We start from the raw sequence: 16,391 nt of genomic DNA, 5'->3' as shown, positions 1-16,391 counted from the left end.
CGGGACTGTCCCCTCAGTCTTACCCTATACGTTAACCCGTTCTGCCGCAGCCTGTCCTGCTGCCACACCACTCGCCCATGCCCATTGGAAGTTATAGCCCCCCAACCAGCCCGTCACATCCACCGCTTCCCCCACAATATAAAGCCCCGGCACAGAGCGTGCCTCCATCGTTTGGGAGGACAAGTCCCGCGTATCCACTCCTCCCCGCATGACCTCCGCCTTAGCATACCCTTCCGTGCTGCTCGGCCTTATCGTCCAATCTGCCACATAGTTTGCTAAAACACGCACAGATTTTGCGGGCTGTTCTGCCAAAGGACGTCCATCCATCCGCCCATGAATAAGATATCGTGCTAGACGTGCAGGCAGGGCCTCCACCAAAGCCGCAGCATGGGCCTTTGGCCGTTTCTGGCTGATAGTCCGCATCATCTCATACACATCTCGACCGGGAAGAAGATTAAGACGCACAGCCTCGCCCCTCTCCCACCATGAAGAAATCTGTAAAATCGCAGGGCCAGACACACCCCGATGCGTAAAGACCATACCCCCCGTAAAGCAGGGTTTTTTCCGCCCCATAAGAGACGCCGTAACAGGCAAAGACACACCGGCAAGTTCCGGCTGGGCCTCAGCCAAACAAAAGGGCACTAAGGCCGGAGCCGGTGCAACCACACGCAACCCAAAACGCTGCGCGATGCGTAAAGAGAAGTCCGTTGCCCCTAATTTTGGCAAAGCCAACCCTCCGGTTGCCAAAATCACCGCCCGCGCCTGCAGCACACCCTGCGCGGTCTCCACCGCAAAAACATGGCCATCATGCGCGACATCCCGCACCACACAACCAAGCTGAAAGCGCACATGCGCGGCACGACATTCAGCCTCCAACATTGTGACAATCTGCCGGGCAGATTCATCACAAAAAAGCTGACCATCTTCCTTCTCATGCCAGCTTATCTTGTGAGCTTCCACCAAAGCCAAAAAATCTTGAGGACGATAACGCGCTAGGGCTGAGCGGCAAAAATGCGGATTTTCGGAGCGATAATACCTCCAATCTGCCCTAATGTTCGTAAAATTACACCGCCCCCCGCCAGAAATCAGAATCTTCCGCCCCGGCTGCTCTGCATGATCCAGCACAAGGACGCGCGCACCCTTTTGCCCTGCATGAGCAGCGGCCATCATCCCCGCTGCACCAGCCCCTATGACGATAACATCCCACATTCAAAAATCGAGATCCGCATAATGTGCAGGCGGGGTAACGCCACTCACACGATCGCTCAATAAAGCCCGAAAGCAAGGGCGTGATTTAATACGGGCATACCAATCCCGCACACAAGGGGCTGCACGCCAATCAATATCACCTAGAAAATCCAACGCAGATAAATGTGACGCAGCAATAAAATCCGCCGCAGAGAGTGTAGCCCCTCCCAACCAAGTGCGTGTCTCAGCAAGATAGCCGATATAATCTAAATGGAAGCGAAGATTTTTATAGCCAGCTTGTAGAATATTCCCATCTGGATGGCCCTGCCCAAAAAGGCGTTTTTCTACCTTCTCTCCCACCAAATTTACTGTAACTTCTTGTTGGAAAAGTCTCTCAAACCAATCCACTAAACGGCGTATCTCAACGCGCTCCCCCATTGTCCGCCCCAATAGCGGCATATCGGGATAAGCATCCTCCAAATACTCAGCAATAACCCGCGAACCAGGTACGACAATACCGTTATCTTCCACCAAGACAGGGACTTCCCCTGCGGGATTTAACTTATGGAAGGATTCATTTTGCTCCCACGTCTTTTCTACGACAAGCTCAAAGGGCAAGCCTTTCTCTGTCAACATAAGACGTACAAAACGCGATTGCGGAGAGAGGGGTAAGTGATGCAATATACGCATATGTCTTTCCTAATGCATTTTTATGCTATGGACCATTAAAAGACACTCCATAATTCTGACAAACAGCCAGGTGACCCCAGCTTCATGTCCAACCCGTCAGCATCTCAGCCACTTCATCCATCAGATGCGCCTTCAGTGCAAGCCTCAAAGCCTAATGGCATGACTATCCGTGCCCGTGGCCGTTCTTTCCTTGCGCTTATTCTCTCTCCAGAGGCCCCTTTAAAAGACTGGCTCGCTGGGCTGGATAATCACATGCAACGCGCGGCTGGGTTCTTCAATCGCCAGCCCGTTATTTTAGATCTTGGCCTACTTGATGAACATACTGAAGGCCTTGCAGGCTTCCAGCAAGAACTCCGCCAACGCCATATTCATCTTATCGGCATAGAAGGGGCTGACCGCCACTGGCAAGCCTTACAAACATGGGAATGGCCTATCGAACTCCAAGGCGGTCGCCCCAGCGGGCCTGTCCAACTCCCTGAGGAAGAAGAAAAAGCCCCGCCTCTTAACCCTATCAAAGAACCCCTCATCATTAATCGCCCCGTACGCTCTGGGCAATCTATCCAAAACCCTGATGGTGATGTCATTATCCTAGGGCCGGTCTCCTCTGGGGCGGAAATTATCGCTGGGGGGTCTATCCATGTTTATGGCCCCCTGCGTGGGCGCGCCATTGCCGGGGTCGATGGTCGCCCTCATGCGCGCATCTATACCACCAAAATGGAAGCGGAATTGCTCGCCATTGATGGTTTTTACATGGTTGCTGAGGAAATGCCTGCTGAGCCTATCGGGCAAGCTGCTCAAGTTTATCTAGAAGATGAACAGCTAAAAATCGTTCTTCTACAAGCAGCTGTTATAAAAAACTGATCGTTTTTACACTCTTGAAAGAAACATTGTGTATTTTTCATGCAAGGACATCTTATCATTTTCTAGGAGCTACTATAGAGTGTGGGGACAGATAAGGAGGATAAAGGCTCCTCCTAAGGTCCATAATGTGTGTGCTGCTAACATTCGGCTAATCGGCCACTCAAATTAGGAAGGCTGGGAACTTCATGGCAAAGATTGTGGTTGTTACATCCGGTAAAGGGGGCGTTGGCAAAACAACAACGACAGCCGCCCTAGGTGCCGCTTTGGCACATAGCGGGCAGAATGTGGCTGTGGTCGATTTTGACGTAGGCTTGCGTAATCTAGACCTCATCATGGGTGTGGAGCGGCGGGTCGTTTTCGACCTCATCAACGTCATCCAAAATGAGGCCACCCTCTCCCAAGCCCTTATCCGTGATAAACGCTGCGAGACCCTCTCTATCCTCCCTGCTTCCCAAACACGCGATAAAGACGCCCTCACCGCCGAGGGCGTTGCCCGCGTCATGCAGGAATTACAAGAACGCTTCGACTGGATCCTCTGCGACAGCCCAGCAGGAATTGAGCGCGGGGCACAGCTTGCGATGCATCATGCTGATGATGCGGTCATTGTCACAAACCCAGAGGTTAGCTCTGTGCGTGACTCCGACCGCATCATCGGGATGTTGGATAGCCAGACCGCCCGCGCCCAAAAAGGTGAAACAGTGGAGAAACATCTCCTTGTGACACGCTACGACCCTAGCCGCGCTGCACGCGGAGAGATGCTCAGTGTGGAAGATGTGGTGGGTATCCTCTCCCTTCCACTGCTCGGCGTTGTGCCAGAGAGTGAAGATGTCCTTAAAGCCTCCAACGTAGGAGCTCCCGTCACTTTTGCCGCCCCTGAAAGTGCCCCTGCTATGGCCTATTTTGAGGCTGTAGAGCGGCTTAAAGGCAAGGACATCCCTGTCAATGTTCCTACAGAAAAACGTGGCCTATTTGACCGCATCTTCAAAAAGAGGGGCTCATGAGTTTTCTGGATAGCTTTTTTAATAAAAAACGCCCCGTAACAAGCAGTAATGTTGCCCGGGACCGTTTACAGATTCTCCTAGCCCATGAGCGTCAAGCCCAAGCGGGGGGGGATTCTACCCTCCTCCGTACCTTACATGCGGAGATTCTAGAGGTCCTCGCACGCCATGTGTCGGTAGATGAAGATAATGTTCATGTAAAGCTTGATAGAGGGCATAAATGCTCCAAATTGGAGATTGATATCCAAGTCCCTCAAAGTGGTTTGCGTGCACAGGTCTCCACCGTCACCAGTGACGAGCTTTAAAGCCAGTTACCCCACATTGTACCGTTATGCAGGCGGAGCCCTAGCTCCGCCGCCGGTTCTTAAAGTCTAGATGCGGTCCCTTTATAGCTCCGCCCAACTCCGCAATAAATTATGATACACATTGGTCAACCTTAGGACTTCTTGATCCTTCGGCCCGTGTGTCTCTGTCAGAGCCATGATGCTCTGGTCCAAATCAAACAAGATAGACCGATGCTCCTGCGAGCGAATCACTGATTGCGCCCAGAAGAACGACCCCCAACGGCTACCACGCGTAACAGGCGTTACAGTATGCAACGCTGTTGTGGGATACACAATCATATCCCCCGCAGGAAGCCGTACCCGCTTCTCCTCGGACGGACCATGAAGAACTAGCTCCCCGCCCTCATATTCATCCAAATCGGAAATAAAGAGTGTGCTGGATACATCCGTTCGGACACGATGACCTGTACCGGGGATAGGACGCAACGCATTATCCACATGCGCCCCAAAGTTCATCCCGACATCATAGCGATTAAACAAAGGAGGAACGAGGCGTAAAGGGAGGACTGCGCTATTATAAAGAGGATTCGTCCCCAATTTACGCAACACAAAGGTAGAAAGCTCACGCCCTAAAGGGCTATCCGGCGCGATTTGGAGATTGTTTTTTACACTGCCTGATTGCGGCCCCGCCGTCCCACGGCCATCAACCCATTCTCCCGCTGCAAGGCGGCCACGTAGTTCTGCCAGCTCCTCCGCGGAGAGAACCGCAGGAATATGCAACATCATAAAATCACGCCTTTCCATTATCCCATGTCAGCAGGGTATTCGTAAAAAGGAGCAGGCAGTCCCAGCCCGCTCCTTATGAAACTTTCACCCCATCCTCCCTGCGATACAAGAAGGATAGACCAAAATTAATAATCCATCGTCAAACGGCCCAAGAAGGTCCGCCCCGGTGCTGGGGTCGCATAACCTGCAAAGAGACTATTATAATTCAGACGATTGGCGAGGTTATAGCCGTTAAGAGAGGCAACCCAATGCCGCCCAAAACGATGAGAAATAACGGAGTCAAAGTCCAAATTAGCAGGGACCTTGCTCGTGTTATCGTTATTCAAATACACGCCTTGACGCCATGTTAGCCCCCCACCGATGGTAAAGTTCCACGGTTTACCGGGGAAGGCCTCATAAGCAGACCACAAGGTCGCCTGATTATGTGGCACATATTGGATTTGATTATGCATCTTTCCCCCACCGTTAGGCGATGTCTTGGGGTCATATAATGCGTAAGTCGCTGTGATGTTCCATCCCGGTAGGATCATCCCCCCAACGGAGAGTTCCATCCCTTGGTTACGCTGCTGTGCCCCTGTATTAATGGTGGAGTTAGAGACGGGATCAGTCGTCAGCGCGTTATCCTTATCCAACCGGAAGAGCGAGATGGTAGCCCCTAAGCGGTCATGCAATAGGCTGAACTTACTGCCTACCTCATACAAACGTGCTTTTTGCGGCCGCGTATCCACGCCCCCCTGTCTCCCCGGCCGTACGGGCACAGCCCCACTTGTTACATACATCCCCGTTGGGGTTGTAGAACTCGCATAGGTGAAGTAAATCGTCTGCCATTTTGTAGGCGTTAAAATCAGGCTAGCCGTTGGGTTAAAGGTATTCTTTGTCTGCGGGAAGCTACGGTCAGGATTATTAGGCAAGTTCTCAAGGCCATAGACCCTATAATTGCTCTGCCAACGGTCCCAACGGAAGCCACCTTTAATAGACGCCCATTTGGTAAACCAAATCTGGTCATACAAGAAGATACCCGTATCAAACCCATAGCCACGGCTGCTCGGCTTCTTCCCAATCCCGGCAATATCCGGCATAGAGTTCGCCCGTGCCGACACACGGCGCACCATCGCATCAGGCACATTATCAGGGTTAGGGTTAAGCATATTCGCTGTAGGTGTAGGGTTTTTAATAGATACACCCTCATAAGTATCCTGATGCCGGGAATCATGGACATATTCCATATCAACACCCGTCACGACCTGATGCCGTAAGAAGCCTGTCTTAAAATCAGCCTGCAAAGACGCTACATCCTGGAAGGACCAGCTATTTTGCTTATAAGGCAGCGGCACACTCCCATTTGTATTACGAAGAATGCTCCCAGCCCCGTAATTACCACTATTGAGCGCATTCACACATTGCGCCCCACAAGCAAGCTTAGAGGCCTCAAAATTACGACTATATTCACCAAAACGCGTATCATTATGGAAGGTTAGATGGTCGTTGAAGATATGCTTCAGCCGCAATGTCTCCATCGTATCATCAGTATGGTTATGGTCTTGGCGTTTGCCGTACCAATTCTCCCGCGGGACGCCATATTCTGAGATAGGCCGCCCATAGGCTGAGCCACGCGCCTTGACAACGGGCATCCCATAATCAGGTACGCTATTATCCGTCTCGTGTGTGACTTGCAGGACAACGGTTGTCTTTGTCCCCAGCCCAAACGCGATAGACGGCGCAATCCCCCAGCGGTGGTCCCACACATGGTCCCGCCCGACAACATTATTGGAGGCCCCCAGCCCTTCTATACGGAAGGCCGTTGTATCATTAATACGCTGGTTAATATCCACCGTACCGCGGAAATAATCGGCAGACCCGCCGCTAAAATCGACATTATAATGATTATTAACCGTCGGGGTCTTTGTAACGACATTGATGGCCCCGCCGGTCGTCCCATTCCCAAAGACCTGAGAGGATGGCCCCTTAATGACATTCACGGAATCATAATTGAAGCTATCGCGTGAATAGACACCAAAATCCCGCAAGCCATCTTCATAAATATCATTCTGCGCAGGGAAGCCACGGATGAGGAATTGGTCGCCATTCAACCCACCAGCCCCTTCCCCAACGGAAGCCGTAATGCCGGGGACATTGCGCAAGGCTTCATCCAATGATTTCGCATTTTGCTGCTTAATCAGCTCCCGCGGAACAACATCAATCGTCTGCGCCGTATGCATCACATCCTGCGGCAAGCGTCCCATATCATTGCTTGCATGCATGGTATTAAAAGGATGCCCAATCACATGGATGTGCTCTACACCCTTCGCTTGGACTCCCTCTTGCTGCGGGGTGGTTTGCGCTGAAGCCAGCTGCGTTGCGCTCCCCTGCGTCGCAGATGACGGCGCATGTTGTTGAGTGACAGCCTTATGCTCAGCCTTTGCAGCGACATGACGTTTATCACCTGGTTTCGCACTATCCTGATGCTGGCTTGCAGCCACATCAGCAGCATAAGCTCCCCCTGCAACACTCCCTAATGTCAGAGCGGCAGATGCTGGCCTAAGGCACCGGTGAATAAAACGGCTCATAAAAGATGCTCCACAGCAAGAATGATACAGCCCCTCGAAAGAGGATGATTTTTCTCCTACATGATAATTATTCTCAATTTCAAACATTAAAAAAGATGACAAACTATTTAAAGTTGCGATTGTGTCTTAATTGCCACAACACAAAAAGCGCAGTATTCTCCTATCATTCAGCCAAGGGCCCCATCATAAAAGCCGCTTTAAGTGCGTGCCTCTCCCCTCATAAATGTTACAGAACAGTGAGATAACAAACGCGCATTCACAAAAAACCGCGCCCCTTGCCCTTCTCTGAAAGGCAAGCAAGCGCGGTTCACACCCTGATATTTTGAGTGGTGATTTAATAATCCATGCTCAACCGCCCCAAGAAGGCACGGCCCGGCGCTGGGGTAACGCGGTTTGTAAAGAGGGAATTATAATTCAAACGGTTGGAGAGGTTATACGCATTAAGCGATACGACCCAATGCCGATTGATACGATGGGATATGTAAGAATCGAACTCCACATTAGCCGGGACTTTCGCCGTATTTGCGAGGTCCAGATACACGCCTTCTCGCCATGTAACGCCTCCGCCAATCGTAAAGTTCCACAACTTACCGGGGAAGGCTTCATATGCGGTCCATAAGGTCGCCTGATTATGCGGCACATATTGGATATTCCGCCCGTGATTCGCGCCAGACATCACGCGAGGGTCATATAGAGCATACGTCCCGGTAATGTTCCAACCCGGCAGAATCATCCCCCCAAGGGAGAGCTCCAAGCCTTGGTTACGCTCCTTCACCCCTGTGGCCAAAACCTGCCCCGCAATCGGGTCGGTTGTCAGAGCGTTGCTCTTATCCAGCCGGAAAAGCGAAATTGTCGCCCCTAAACGGTCATGCAAGAAGCTCATCTTCGAGCCGACCTCATAGAGCTTTGCCCGCTCTGGCTGAGTAGCAACCTGCCCATTAAGGGGGCGAATAGGGATTGCGCCATTGGTCACATACATACCCATCGGCGTGGTAGAGCTCGCATAAGTGAAGTAAAAGGTCTGCCAGCTATTGGGAGTAATGAGCAAACTGGCTGTCGGGTTAAAGACGCCTTTTGTATCGTGATAATTTAGCGCAGCAGAGGGAGCCTTCCCTTGCGGGCCCCGTGCAGCAGCACTTTCCTGCCCATCAGCCCCCCATGTTTTATACGCTGTTTGCCAACGGTCCCACCGGAATCCCCCTTTGATGGACACCCATTTTGCAAACCAGATTTGATCGTACAAGAATAAGCCCGTATCAAACCCATAACCATGGGAATCAGGCCGCCCTAGGCTATAATTCGTATTCTTCCAACAATTCCCAGAATCAGCGCGGCACGTCCCATAGCCATAATTATCACGCTGAGGATGATATGTATTCTGCCACGGAATTGCCCGATTAGCCCCTACAGCATCATACGCATATTGCCGCCGGGAATCCTGCACATATTCAAAATCCGCCCCCGTTACGAGCTGATGGCGCAAGAAGCCTGTCTTAAAATCAGCCTGTAGGGAGGCCACATCTTGGAAAGACCAGCTCTTTTGCTTATACGGCATTGGCCCGCCATTAAGGCCAATCCCCGCCGCAGGGTCCACCTTCTTATAACCCGGATTATAAATCTGCAATTCCGAGCATGACGCATTAGCGCATTGTGGTGAAGATGCCGCAAAGTCACGGCTATATTCACCAAAGCGTAAATCATTATGAAAGGTAAGATGCTTATTAAAGACGTGCTTTAAACGCAGCGTCTCCATTGTATCGTCACTATTATCATGGTCTTGCGATTTACCATAAATATTACTACGCCGTACCCCAAAGGACGAGCTCTCCGTTATGGGATGGCCATTCACAACGGGTACACCATAATCGGGAACATTACGCGATGTTTGGTGCATCACCTGCAACACAACAGTTGTCTTGGTTCCCAAACCAAAAGCTATAGATGGCGCAACACCCCAACGATGGGAATATACATAATCGCGCCCTACAACATCGTTGGAGTTAGCCATACCTTCCACACGGAAGGCTGATGTATCATTGATGCGTTTATTAACATCCACAACACCACGATAAAAATTAGCCGACCCACCGCTAAAGTCAGCACCGTAATGGTCATGTAATGTCGGGGTCTTTGTAACAATATTAATCGCCCCGCCCGTTGTCCCATTACCGAATACTTCAGATGATGGGCCTTTAATGACATTCACCGAATCTTGGAAGAAGCTATCGCGGGTATAAACACCAAAATCCCGCAAGCCATCCTCATAAATATCATTTTGCGCAGGGAACCCACGGATGAGGAATTGATCCCCACTCATCCCACCAGCCCCCTCCCCAACAGAGGCTGTAATACCGGGCACATTCTTCAGGGCTTCATCAAGAGATTTGACATTCTGCTGCTTAATCAACTCCCGCGGGACAACATCAATTGTCTGAGCGGTATGCATCACATCTTGCGGCATACGCCCCATATCATTGCTTGCATGCAATGTATTAAATGGGTGCCCCACTACATGGATGCGCTCCACACCCTTAGCTTGAACACCAACATCCGCCGCTGTTTGGTCACCATCCGAGTCGGCCTCTGTCGCCTGTATGTTAGGCTTAGCCCCTATATGCGCAGCATCGGCAGCGGCCGTTGTGTTTGCATACGCTCCCCCCGCAACGCTCCCTAAGGTCAAGGCTGCTGAAAAAGGCCTAAGGCCGCTGCGGATAAATCGACTCATTTACATCACCATGCAAGGAATAATCTCGTTCTTCTCTAAATGATAATCATTTTCATTTAATAATAAAACTTAATTTAATTTCTCCCCAATACGCCTCTCCCTTTGAGAAGGACGTAAAAATAATCATGTTTTTCAAGGAGATAAACCAAACCCCTCCATATTAATAAAAATAACGCTTTTTTAGGAAAACCATTCTTTCTTACAAGAAGAACTTAAAGAATGAGGATGCTACTTACATCTTCTTTATAAAAAAGAACGCGGATAACACAGCTTTACCACATGACGACGGCATAATAACTCATCAGGTGCGCCACTTTGTTTGCATGCAAGCTCCAAAGCTTGCGTAGCGCGTGCGGCCTGTTGCAAAGCGGGGAAGGACCAGCGTTGTAGCCCAGCGAGAAACTCATCTTTACGGCGGAAGAAAACAGGCGGTTTTAAAGCCGCCATCGCCTCTTGCCGCGAGGCCCCTTGCTGAACGCGTAAGCTCACCTGTTGCATCCGCTCTAATACAGACAATGCTACACGCGCAAAAGCTACAGCACTCGTGCCATCAGCCATAGCACGCTCAAAAGCCCGGTCCGCCTTCAGCCGGTTACCCGCTAAAGCTGCGTACACAGCATCATCTAGCGAGGCTTGACCCGAATCCCCCACACAAGCCTGTACCGCCTCTATATCCAATCTCGTTCCCGGCTCACCATAGAGACGAAGCTTCTCTACCTCACTGCGCACAAGGCTGCGGTCATTACCCACATGCTCGAGGAACCAAACCATCGCCTCTTTATCGAGCGTTATGCGCTCTTCAGCCAACATATCCGCAACCGTGCGCGATAAGGTCCGCCCTTCTTCAGGGTAACAGCCTATAGCGGCAACCTGCTCATGTTTTTCCGCAAATTGTCGCAACCTAGAGCGTGCTGTCAGCTCCGGTCCCTCCAGCACAACCAGCGTATCACTCTCTTGAGCTAGAGCTTCTTTAAGCGGAGGTAAAAGCTCATCCTTCACCCCACGCACCCAAACAACCCGCCGCCCTCCTGTTAAAGAAAGGGCCGAGGCTTCTTCCTCAAAACGGCCTTGTTCCTCGCTTTCTAACCGAGCAAGGCGGAAAGGGTCATCCAAATCCTCAAGAACCGTTTGCACCGCACGCTTAGCGCGCTCACGGATAAGACCATGATCCTCCCCATGGAGAAGAACAACACGCCAACGAGCTGCCTCGGTAATGGTCCGCTCGGCAGCCTGCGTGCCTATCCTCACAGGCCGTTATCCTCTTCCTCCTGTAGGTGGCGGCTATCCTCACCTGTCGAAGTGGTAATGCTATTGCTACTGCGCCCCGTCATACTCGAAGGAAAGCCATCCACCCCCAGATTCTGCATATCTGTCCGTTGAATCCCTGGCAGACGGTCCAAATAAGGGTCACGCCCGGGACGAATGGATTTCTCCTGCCCAAGGGATTGATGCGCCTTAAACCATACGGCTACTTGCATGGTGATCTCATGAGCGAGATTTTCGCCAATCCGTTTATAAAGCGTCTCGTTATTTAAGGTTTGAGCAAAATATTGCTCAATATACATATTATAGCCATCCATCGTCCGGGCATAACCACGTGCTAAAACGTTATCCATGTCTCCGACACGATATAAACGCCAATCCGCCCAACCAACACCGCGCGTCCGACCAGATGTGTTATCTTCATGCACATCAACTGATTCTAACGAGGCTGTCGCACTCACACGCAATACATAGCCTTCTGGCCGCTCTGGCCCATCTCCAGCCATTTCCTTTTGCAAAGCGAGGCGTATTTCCTGCCCAAAACGGCTGGGAATGTTCGCAACGAAGACATTCTTCAACTGGTCATTAACCGCAACCTCTTTTTGGGCTGATTGCTTGCCATAAAGAGGCTGGAAGCCACATGCCCCAAGGCTCGTAATCCCTAATCCTGCGGCAAGAATAACAAGCCCCCCGCGTATAATACGCTGCATTTGGCACATATTGCTCATCCAGCCCCTCTTACTCACCCTGCTACCACGAAATTAACAATGCGGTTTGGCACATGGATTTCCTTAACAATACGCTTGCCTGCCAAAGCCTTCGCCACATTCGGCTCATCCTTGGCTTGCGCGATAACAACCTCTTTAGCTTCATCAGGGGCGCATGTAATCGTCCCACGCAGCTTACCAAGCACTTGCACAGCAATCGTGACTTTTTTTACCGCCAATAAGCTCTCATCTGCCTCCGGCCAAGGCCGCTCCACAACCATGGGGCCTTCTGGCTCTAAGAGGGACATTAACTCCTCTGCCAGATGCGGCATCATGGGGGAAATCAACATCACCAGCACATAAGCGGCCTCACGCCGCGCTGCGGGAAGGCCCTCCTCATGGCCAGTGGCCTCACCCAGTGCCGAGGCCAGCTCATGCAGACGCGCAACAGCCACATTCGGCGTAAAGCCTTCCAATGCTTCCGTCACTGCGACAATGGTGCGATGAGTCACATGGCGCAACTCATCCCCTGCCGTATCATGCGCGGCATGAGGATCATCCTGCGCAGCAACCGTCTGAACCAACCGATACAGACGTTGCATAAAACGTCCGGCCGCCGTCACACCGGCTGCTGTCCATTCCATATCACGCTCTGGCGGACTATCGGAAAGCACAAACCACCGCGCTGTATCAGCCCCGTAACGCTCGATAATCTCCACAGGCGAGACCGTATTACGCTTGGATTTGGACATCTTCTCCGAGCGTCCAACCGTCACGGCTTTACCGTTATCCTTCCGCACAACTTCAGCGCCGCGCTGCTCGACCTCATCAGGATATAGCCATTGCGCCCCATCACGATAGCTCTCATGAGTGACCATCCCTTGCGTAAACAAGCCAGCAAAAGGCTCGCTCACATCCAAATGGCCAGTCTTCTTCATCGCACGCGTGAAGAAGCGTGCATAAAGGAGATGCAAAATCGCATGCTCAATACCGCCAATATATTGGTCCACCGCAAGCCAGCCATCAACAGCCTTACGCTCTGTCGGTGTTTTGGCCTGTGGGGCGGTAAAGCGGGCGAAATACCATGAGCTATCAACAAACGTATCGCATGTATCAGTTTCCCGCTGCGCCTCTGCCCCACATTTAGGGCAAGCAACATGCTTCCATGTTGGATGATGATCTAGCGGATTGCCCGGTACGTCAAAACTGACATCCTCCGGCAAGGTCACCGGCAATTCTGCCTCAGGCACGGGGACCGCACCACAAGACGGACAATAGATGATAGGGATGGGGCAGCCCCAATAACGCTGGCGAGAAATACCCCAATCGCGCAAACGCCAATTAGTTACACCCTGCCCAACGCCAAGCTCCTCCACCCGCGCAATAGCTGCACGAATCGCCTCTTTGGTCGTCTTACCGCTCAAAAAGCCGGAATTATAAAGCGTGGCCTCACCTGTGACGGCCTTCTTCCCGACTTTAAACGTCGCTTCTTCCTCACCTGTAGGCAGCAGAACGGAAGGGACATCCAACCCATATTTACGCGCAAAATCGAGGTCTCTTTGGTCCCCACAGGGGCACCCGAACACAGCACCCGTGCCATATTCTGTCAGCACGAAGTTAGCGATCCAGACCGGGGCGGTTTGCTCTGGGTTCAACGGGTTCACCACACGCAGGCCCGTATCAAAGCCGCGTTTTTCCATCGTGCTTAACGCTTCTTCGGACGTGCCAACTCTCTGGCACTCCTCAATAAAGCTCTGCGCCTCAGCATTGCCCGCCGCAACCTTACGCGCCAAGGGATGATCCGCTGCAATACCAATGAAGCTTAGCCCAAAGAGCGTATCAGGACGGGTGGTGAAAACCTCAATGGAATCGCCATCCACATCATAGCCTTGCGGAGGATTATGCAGGCTGAAGCGAATCCGCGCCCCTTCAGAACGGCCAATCCAACGCTCCTGCATGGTGCGGACACGCTCTGGCCATTTATCAAGTGTTTTCAGCCCTTCCAAAAGGGGTTCAGCAAAATCGGTAATTTTGAGGAACCATTGGGAGAGCGTCTTTTTCTCCACCAACGCGCCAGACCGCCAACCGCGCCCATCCACAACTTGTTCATTTGCCAAAACAGTTTGGTCCACTGGGTCCCAATTCACTGACGAATCGCGCCGTTCTACCAAACCCGCTGCCAACATATCGAGAAAGAGCTTTTGCTGCTGGCCGTAATAATCCGGCAAGCATGTAGCGATCTCTCGCTTCCAATCCAGCGAGAAGCCTAGCCGTTGCAACGTGCCGCGCATGGTGGCGATATTTTGCAATGTCCATGTACCCGGATGCACCCCACGCTCCCGCGCGGCATTCTCCGCTGGGAGGCCAAACGCATCCCACCCCATAGGGTGCAACACAGCATAACCCCGCGCGCGTTTATAACGTGCTACGACATCACCTAGCGTATAATTACGCACATGCCCTACATGGAGCTGCCCAGAAGGGTACGGGAACATCTCCAGCACATAATATTTAGGCTTATCGGCTGGCGGTACATCCGGCACATGGAAGGTCCCCGCCTCAGCCCAACGGGCTTGCCAATGCGGCTCCCGCGCATGGAAGTCAAAACCGGACTCGGCTGCGCTATTCACTGTTTTATCGCTCATGAGTCTCTCTTACTTCCCGCCACCATTTTCAGCGCGCAACTGACGGGCACGCTCTAAAATACGCGCCGTAATGTCTGAAGCTGTGTTCGGTGCAGCGGGGGCATCCTGCCATTCCCCTCCATTAAGGCGCGTCTGGCGGAAGACACTCAGACGAAGTGCATCGGAACGTAACCGGCGGTCCAAAATATAAGCTGCGATTTTAAAACGCTCATCCTGCGCCCCTGCCGGCTGATACCAATCCGTAAGGATAACCCCCCCCTGCGCATCAGCAGAGGCCATCGGCATGAAGGAAAGCGTATCAATCGCCCCACGCCAGAGATAAGCATTTACCCCACCGCGAAGCTGGTCATCACCCCCTTGTGCACCACGATCCACCCCTAACAGGTGATTACGCGGCACAGCTAAAGAGGATGGGTTACGCTTATCACCGCCGCACCCTGCCAGACCGCCAACAGCCAATAACGCTACAAGAGGCAGCACGGTATAACGCGGCATATTGTACATAGAGACAAAAGAGCGAAAGGCTGAGCGCGATGATGAAAAGAACATGAGCAAACCTGAAAAGGCCATGCCAAGGCCGGTCTCAAATTGAAGCCCCCACCATGGCAAAGACAGGAGCATAACGATCATAAATGATCAAAACGTCCCCCTTCATATCGCGCTCACCCTCGCAGGCCAAGAGCTATGCTGCATAGACAGGCTTGCGAAAGCGCAAAAAAGCCGCTAGGCAGAGCCTGCGTGTCCGCGTAGCTCAGCAGGATAGAGCACAGGATTCCTAAGTTAATTGGGCACCGGGCTGGCAAACCATCCGGTGAATTCGCTCAAATTCGGGGAACGCTAACGCCTCTCTCTATAAATATTGAGTAGGCTATGCCAATCCCGAGCCAAGCCTGCCTCATTCATCTGAATGACGCAGGAAGGTGTAGAGACTGTACGGGCGACACCGCGGCAGGACCTCCCTGTGGTGAAGAGACAGTCCAGACCACGAACAGCCCTTCCTATGAAATAGGAAGGGCTGGCGATGAAAGTCGAAGTGGTATGAATCCTGGGGTCGAGGGTTCGAATCCCCCCGCGGACACCAACCATTCAGCAAGAATGGCTACACAGAGACCAGAATCAATATTTTAGGATATATACGGGATGACCCATCCAATCATTGAAAGCTTAGAGGCGTTTCGTCAATGGTTTCTCTCCCCCGCTGGACCCGGCTTACTCTCCATTCCTCTTTTAAAACCAACCCATCATCAAAATGGATTAACGAATCTTACATTATATCGGCGCAATGGGTACCAAGCAGAACTATGCCTCATTCAAACCAATACTAAGTTTCTTCTTGAAGTCCCCACAGACCAAGCTTTAATCACTTTATTCCTTGGAGGATCGTTAAAGGTCTCTGTTACCGAATCTTCAAATCCAAATGATTACGGGATTCCATCCCCTTCGGATTATTTAAACAACCTCGCTCCCAATACCATTGACCTAGAGAATCCAGAGATACCCCACCCACTGCTGCAACACCCTCACGATATTACCGCGCTGCGCCTTAGCGCTGGGACGAAATTAGAGTTCTGTTCCCCGCAAAAGGACGGGATTCTCCTTTTCTTTAGCGTTGCTGAAGCCAGCCACCCCCACAGCTATGCGGACAATGTGACCCCCCTTTCTTAAGAAAGTGCGCAC

13 protein-coding genes are annotated in these 16,391 nt (G+C 51.8%); 4 read left to right on the top strand and 9 right to left on the bottom strand.

The features are described from left to right. Window positions 1-24: 24 nt before the first annotated feature. Entirely contained in the window at window positions 25-1,209 is a 1,185-nt protein-coding gene (locus NQF89_RS06965; RefSeq protein ID WP_266137851.1) for a BaiN/RdsA family NAD(P)/FAD-dependent oxidoreductase, read from the bottom strand. Continuing rightward, a complete protein-coding gene (locus tag NQF89_RS06960; protein WP_266137850.1) occupies window positions 1,210-1,878 on the bottom strand; it encodes a glutathione S-transferase family protein in 669 nt (222 codons plus the stop codon). Between the two features lie 84 nt (window positions 1,879-1,962). On the opposite strand from NQF89_RS06960, the gene minC reads away from it, so the two are divergent. The 3 genes from minC to minE all read left to right on the top strand — a co-directional run bounded on the left by minC (window position 1,963) and on the right by minE (window position 4,042). Continuing rightward, complete coding sequence (gene minC, locus NQF89_RS06955; protein WP_407652358.1) at window positions 1,963-2,739, top strand: septum site-determining protein MinC; 777 nt, start codon at window positions 1,963-1,965, stop codon at window positions 2,737-2,739. A gap of 185 nt (window positions 2,740-2,924) precedes the next feature. Further along, a complete protein-coding gene (gene minD, locus NQF89_RS06950) occupies window positions 2,925-3,740 on the top strand; it encodes a septum site-determining protein MinD (RefSeq protein WP_155579551.1) in 816 nt (271 codons plus the stop codon). Beyond that, window positions 3,737-4,042 carry a cell division topological specificity factor MinE gene (gene minE / locus NQF89_RS06945; RefSeq protein ID WP_155573648.1) on the top strand — a complete coding sequence of 102 codons (306 nt, stop codon included), beginning with the start codon at window positions 3,737-3,739 and terminating at the stop codon, window positions 4,040-4,042. The genes minD and minE overlap by 4 nt, the downstream gene beginning before the upstream one ends. Before the next feature lie 81 nt (window positions 4,043-4,123). On the opposite strand, the gene NQF89_RS06940 is transcribed toward minE, so the two are convergent. From NQF89_RS06940 to NQF89_RS06910, 7 genes are all read right to left on the bottom strand, one after another. Next, window positions 4,124-4,807, bottom strand: a complete 684-nt coding sequence (locus NQF89_RS06940; RefSeq protein WP_155573649.1) for a Fe2+-dependent dioxygenase — start codon at window positions 4,805-4,807, stop codon at window positions 4,124-4,126. A gap of 125 nt (window positions 4,808-4,932) precedes the next feature. Next, complete coding sequence (locus NQF89_RS06935; RefSeq protein WP_155579552.1) at window positions 4,933-7,374, bottom strand: TonB-dependent receptor; 2,442 nt, start codon at window positions 7,372-7,374, stop codon at window positions 4,933-4,935. A 334-nt stretch (window positions 7,375-7,708) separates the two neighbouring features. After that, a complete protein-coding gene (locus NQF89_RS06930; protein WP_266137849.1) occupies window positions 7,709-10,099 on the bottom strand; it encodes a TonB-dependent receptor in 2,391 nt (796 codons plus the stop codon). A gap of 243 nt (window positions 10,100-10,342) precedes the next feature. Beyond that, window positions 10,343-11,347 (bottom strand): DNA polymerase III subunit delta, encoded by a 1,005-nt coding sequence (gene holA, locus NQF89_RS06925; RefSeq protein WP_266137848.1) that lies wholly within the window; start codon window positions 11,345-11,347, stop codon window positions 10,343-10,345. Next, window positions 11,344-12,090 (bottom strand): hypothetical protein, encoded by a 747-nt coding sequence (locus NQF89_RS06920; RefSeq protein WP_266137847.1) that lies wholly within the window; start codon window positions 12,088-12,090, stop codon window positions 11,344-11,346. Before NQF89_RS06920 ends, holA begins: the two co-directional genes overlap by 4 nt. A gap of 14 nt (window positions 12,091-12,104) precedes the next feature. Continuing rightward, window positions 12,105-14,714, bottom strand: coding sequence for a leucine--tRNA ligase (gene leuS, locus NQF89_RS06915; protein WP_266137846.1), 2,610 nt, complete (start codon window positions 14,712-14,714; stop codon window positions 12,105-12,107). A 9-nt stretch (window positions 14,715-14,723) separates the two neighbouring features. Next, on the bottom strand, window positions 14,724-15,218 hold the full coding sequence (locus NQF89_RS06910) for a DUF3576 domain-containing protein (protein WP_155573745.1): 495 nt from the start codon (window positions 15,216-15,218) through the stop codon (window positions 14,724-14,726). 636 nt (window positions 15,219-15,854) lie between these two features. Here NQF89_RS06910 and NQF89_RS06905 point away from each other — a divergent pair. Beyond that, the gene (locus NQF89_RS06905) at window positions 15,855-16,379 is read left to right on the top strand and encodes a hypothetical protein (RefSeq protein WP_266137845.1); all 525 of its coding nucleotides are present in this window, start codon (window positions 15,855-15,857) and stop codon (window positions 16,377-16,379) included. Window positions 16,380-16,391 lie beyond the last annotated feature (12 nt).

Source organism: Bombella pollinis (assembly GCF_026385485.1).
Taxonomy (GTDB): Bacteria; Pseudomonadota; Alphaproteobacteria; order Acetobacterales; family Acetobacteraceae; genus Bombella; species Bombella pollinis.
The sequence above is the reverse complement of the archived record's forward strand: the minus strand, read 5'-3'. Positions and strand labels throughout refer to the sequence as shown.

What these genes read in the sequence shown, in the direction of transcription:
- NQF89_RS06940 (WP_155573649.1), bottom strand. Translation starts at nt 4,807, where the DNA reads ATGATGTTGCATATTCCTGCGGTTCTCTCCGCGGAGGAGCTGGCAGAA.
- NQF89_RS06920 (WP_266137847.1), bottom strand. Translation starts at nt 12,090, where the DNA reads ATGAGCAATATGTGCCAAATGCAGCGTATTATACGCGGGGGGCTTGTT.
- NQF89_RS06965 (WP_266137851.1), bottom strand. Translation starts at nt 1,209, where the DNA reads ATGTGGGATGTTATCGTCATAGGGGCTGGTGCAGCGGGGATGATGGCC.
- minD (WP_155579551.1), top strand. Translation starts at nt 2,925, where the DNA reads ATGGCAAAGATTGTGGTTGTTACATCCGGTAAAGGGGGCGTTGGCAAA.
- NQF89_RS06905 (WP_266137845.1), top strand. Translation starts at nt 15,855, where the DNA reads ATGACCCATCCAATCATTGAAAGCTTAGAGGCGTTTCGTCAATGGTTT.
- NQF89_RS06960 (WP_266137850.1), bottom strand. Translation starts at nt 1,878, where the DNA reads ATGCGTATATTGCATCACTTACCCCTCTCTCCGCAATCGCGTTTTGTA.
- minC (WP_407652358.1), top strand. Translation starts at nt 1,963, where the DNA reads ATGTCCAACCCGTCAGCATCTCAGCCACTTCATCCATCAGATGCGCCT.
- NQF89_RS06930 (WP_266137849.1), bottom strand. Translation starts at nt 10,099, where the DNA reads ATGAGTCGATTTATCCGCAGCGGCCTTAGGCCTTTTTCAGCAGCCTTG.
- leuS (WP_266137846.1), bottom strand. Translation starts at nt 14,714, where the DNA reads ATGAGCGATAAAACAGTGAATAGCGCAGCCGAGTCCGGTTTTGACTTC.
- NQF89_RS06935 (WP_155579552.1), bottom strand. Translation starts at nt 7,374, where the DNA reads ATGAGCCGTTTTATTCACCGGTGCCTTAGGCCAGCATCTGCCGCTCTG.
- NQF89_RS06910 (WP_155573745.1), bottom strand. Translation starts at nt 15,218, where the DNA reads ATGTACAATATGCCGCGTTATACCGTGCTGCCTCTTGTAGCGTTATTG.
- minE (WP_155573648.1), top strand. Translation starts at nt 3,737, where the DNA reads ATGAGTTTTCTGGATAGCTTTTTTAATAAAAAACGCCCCGTAACAAGC.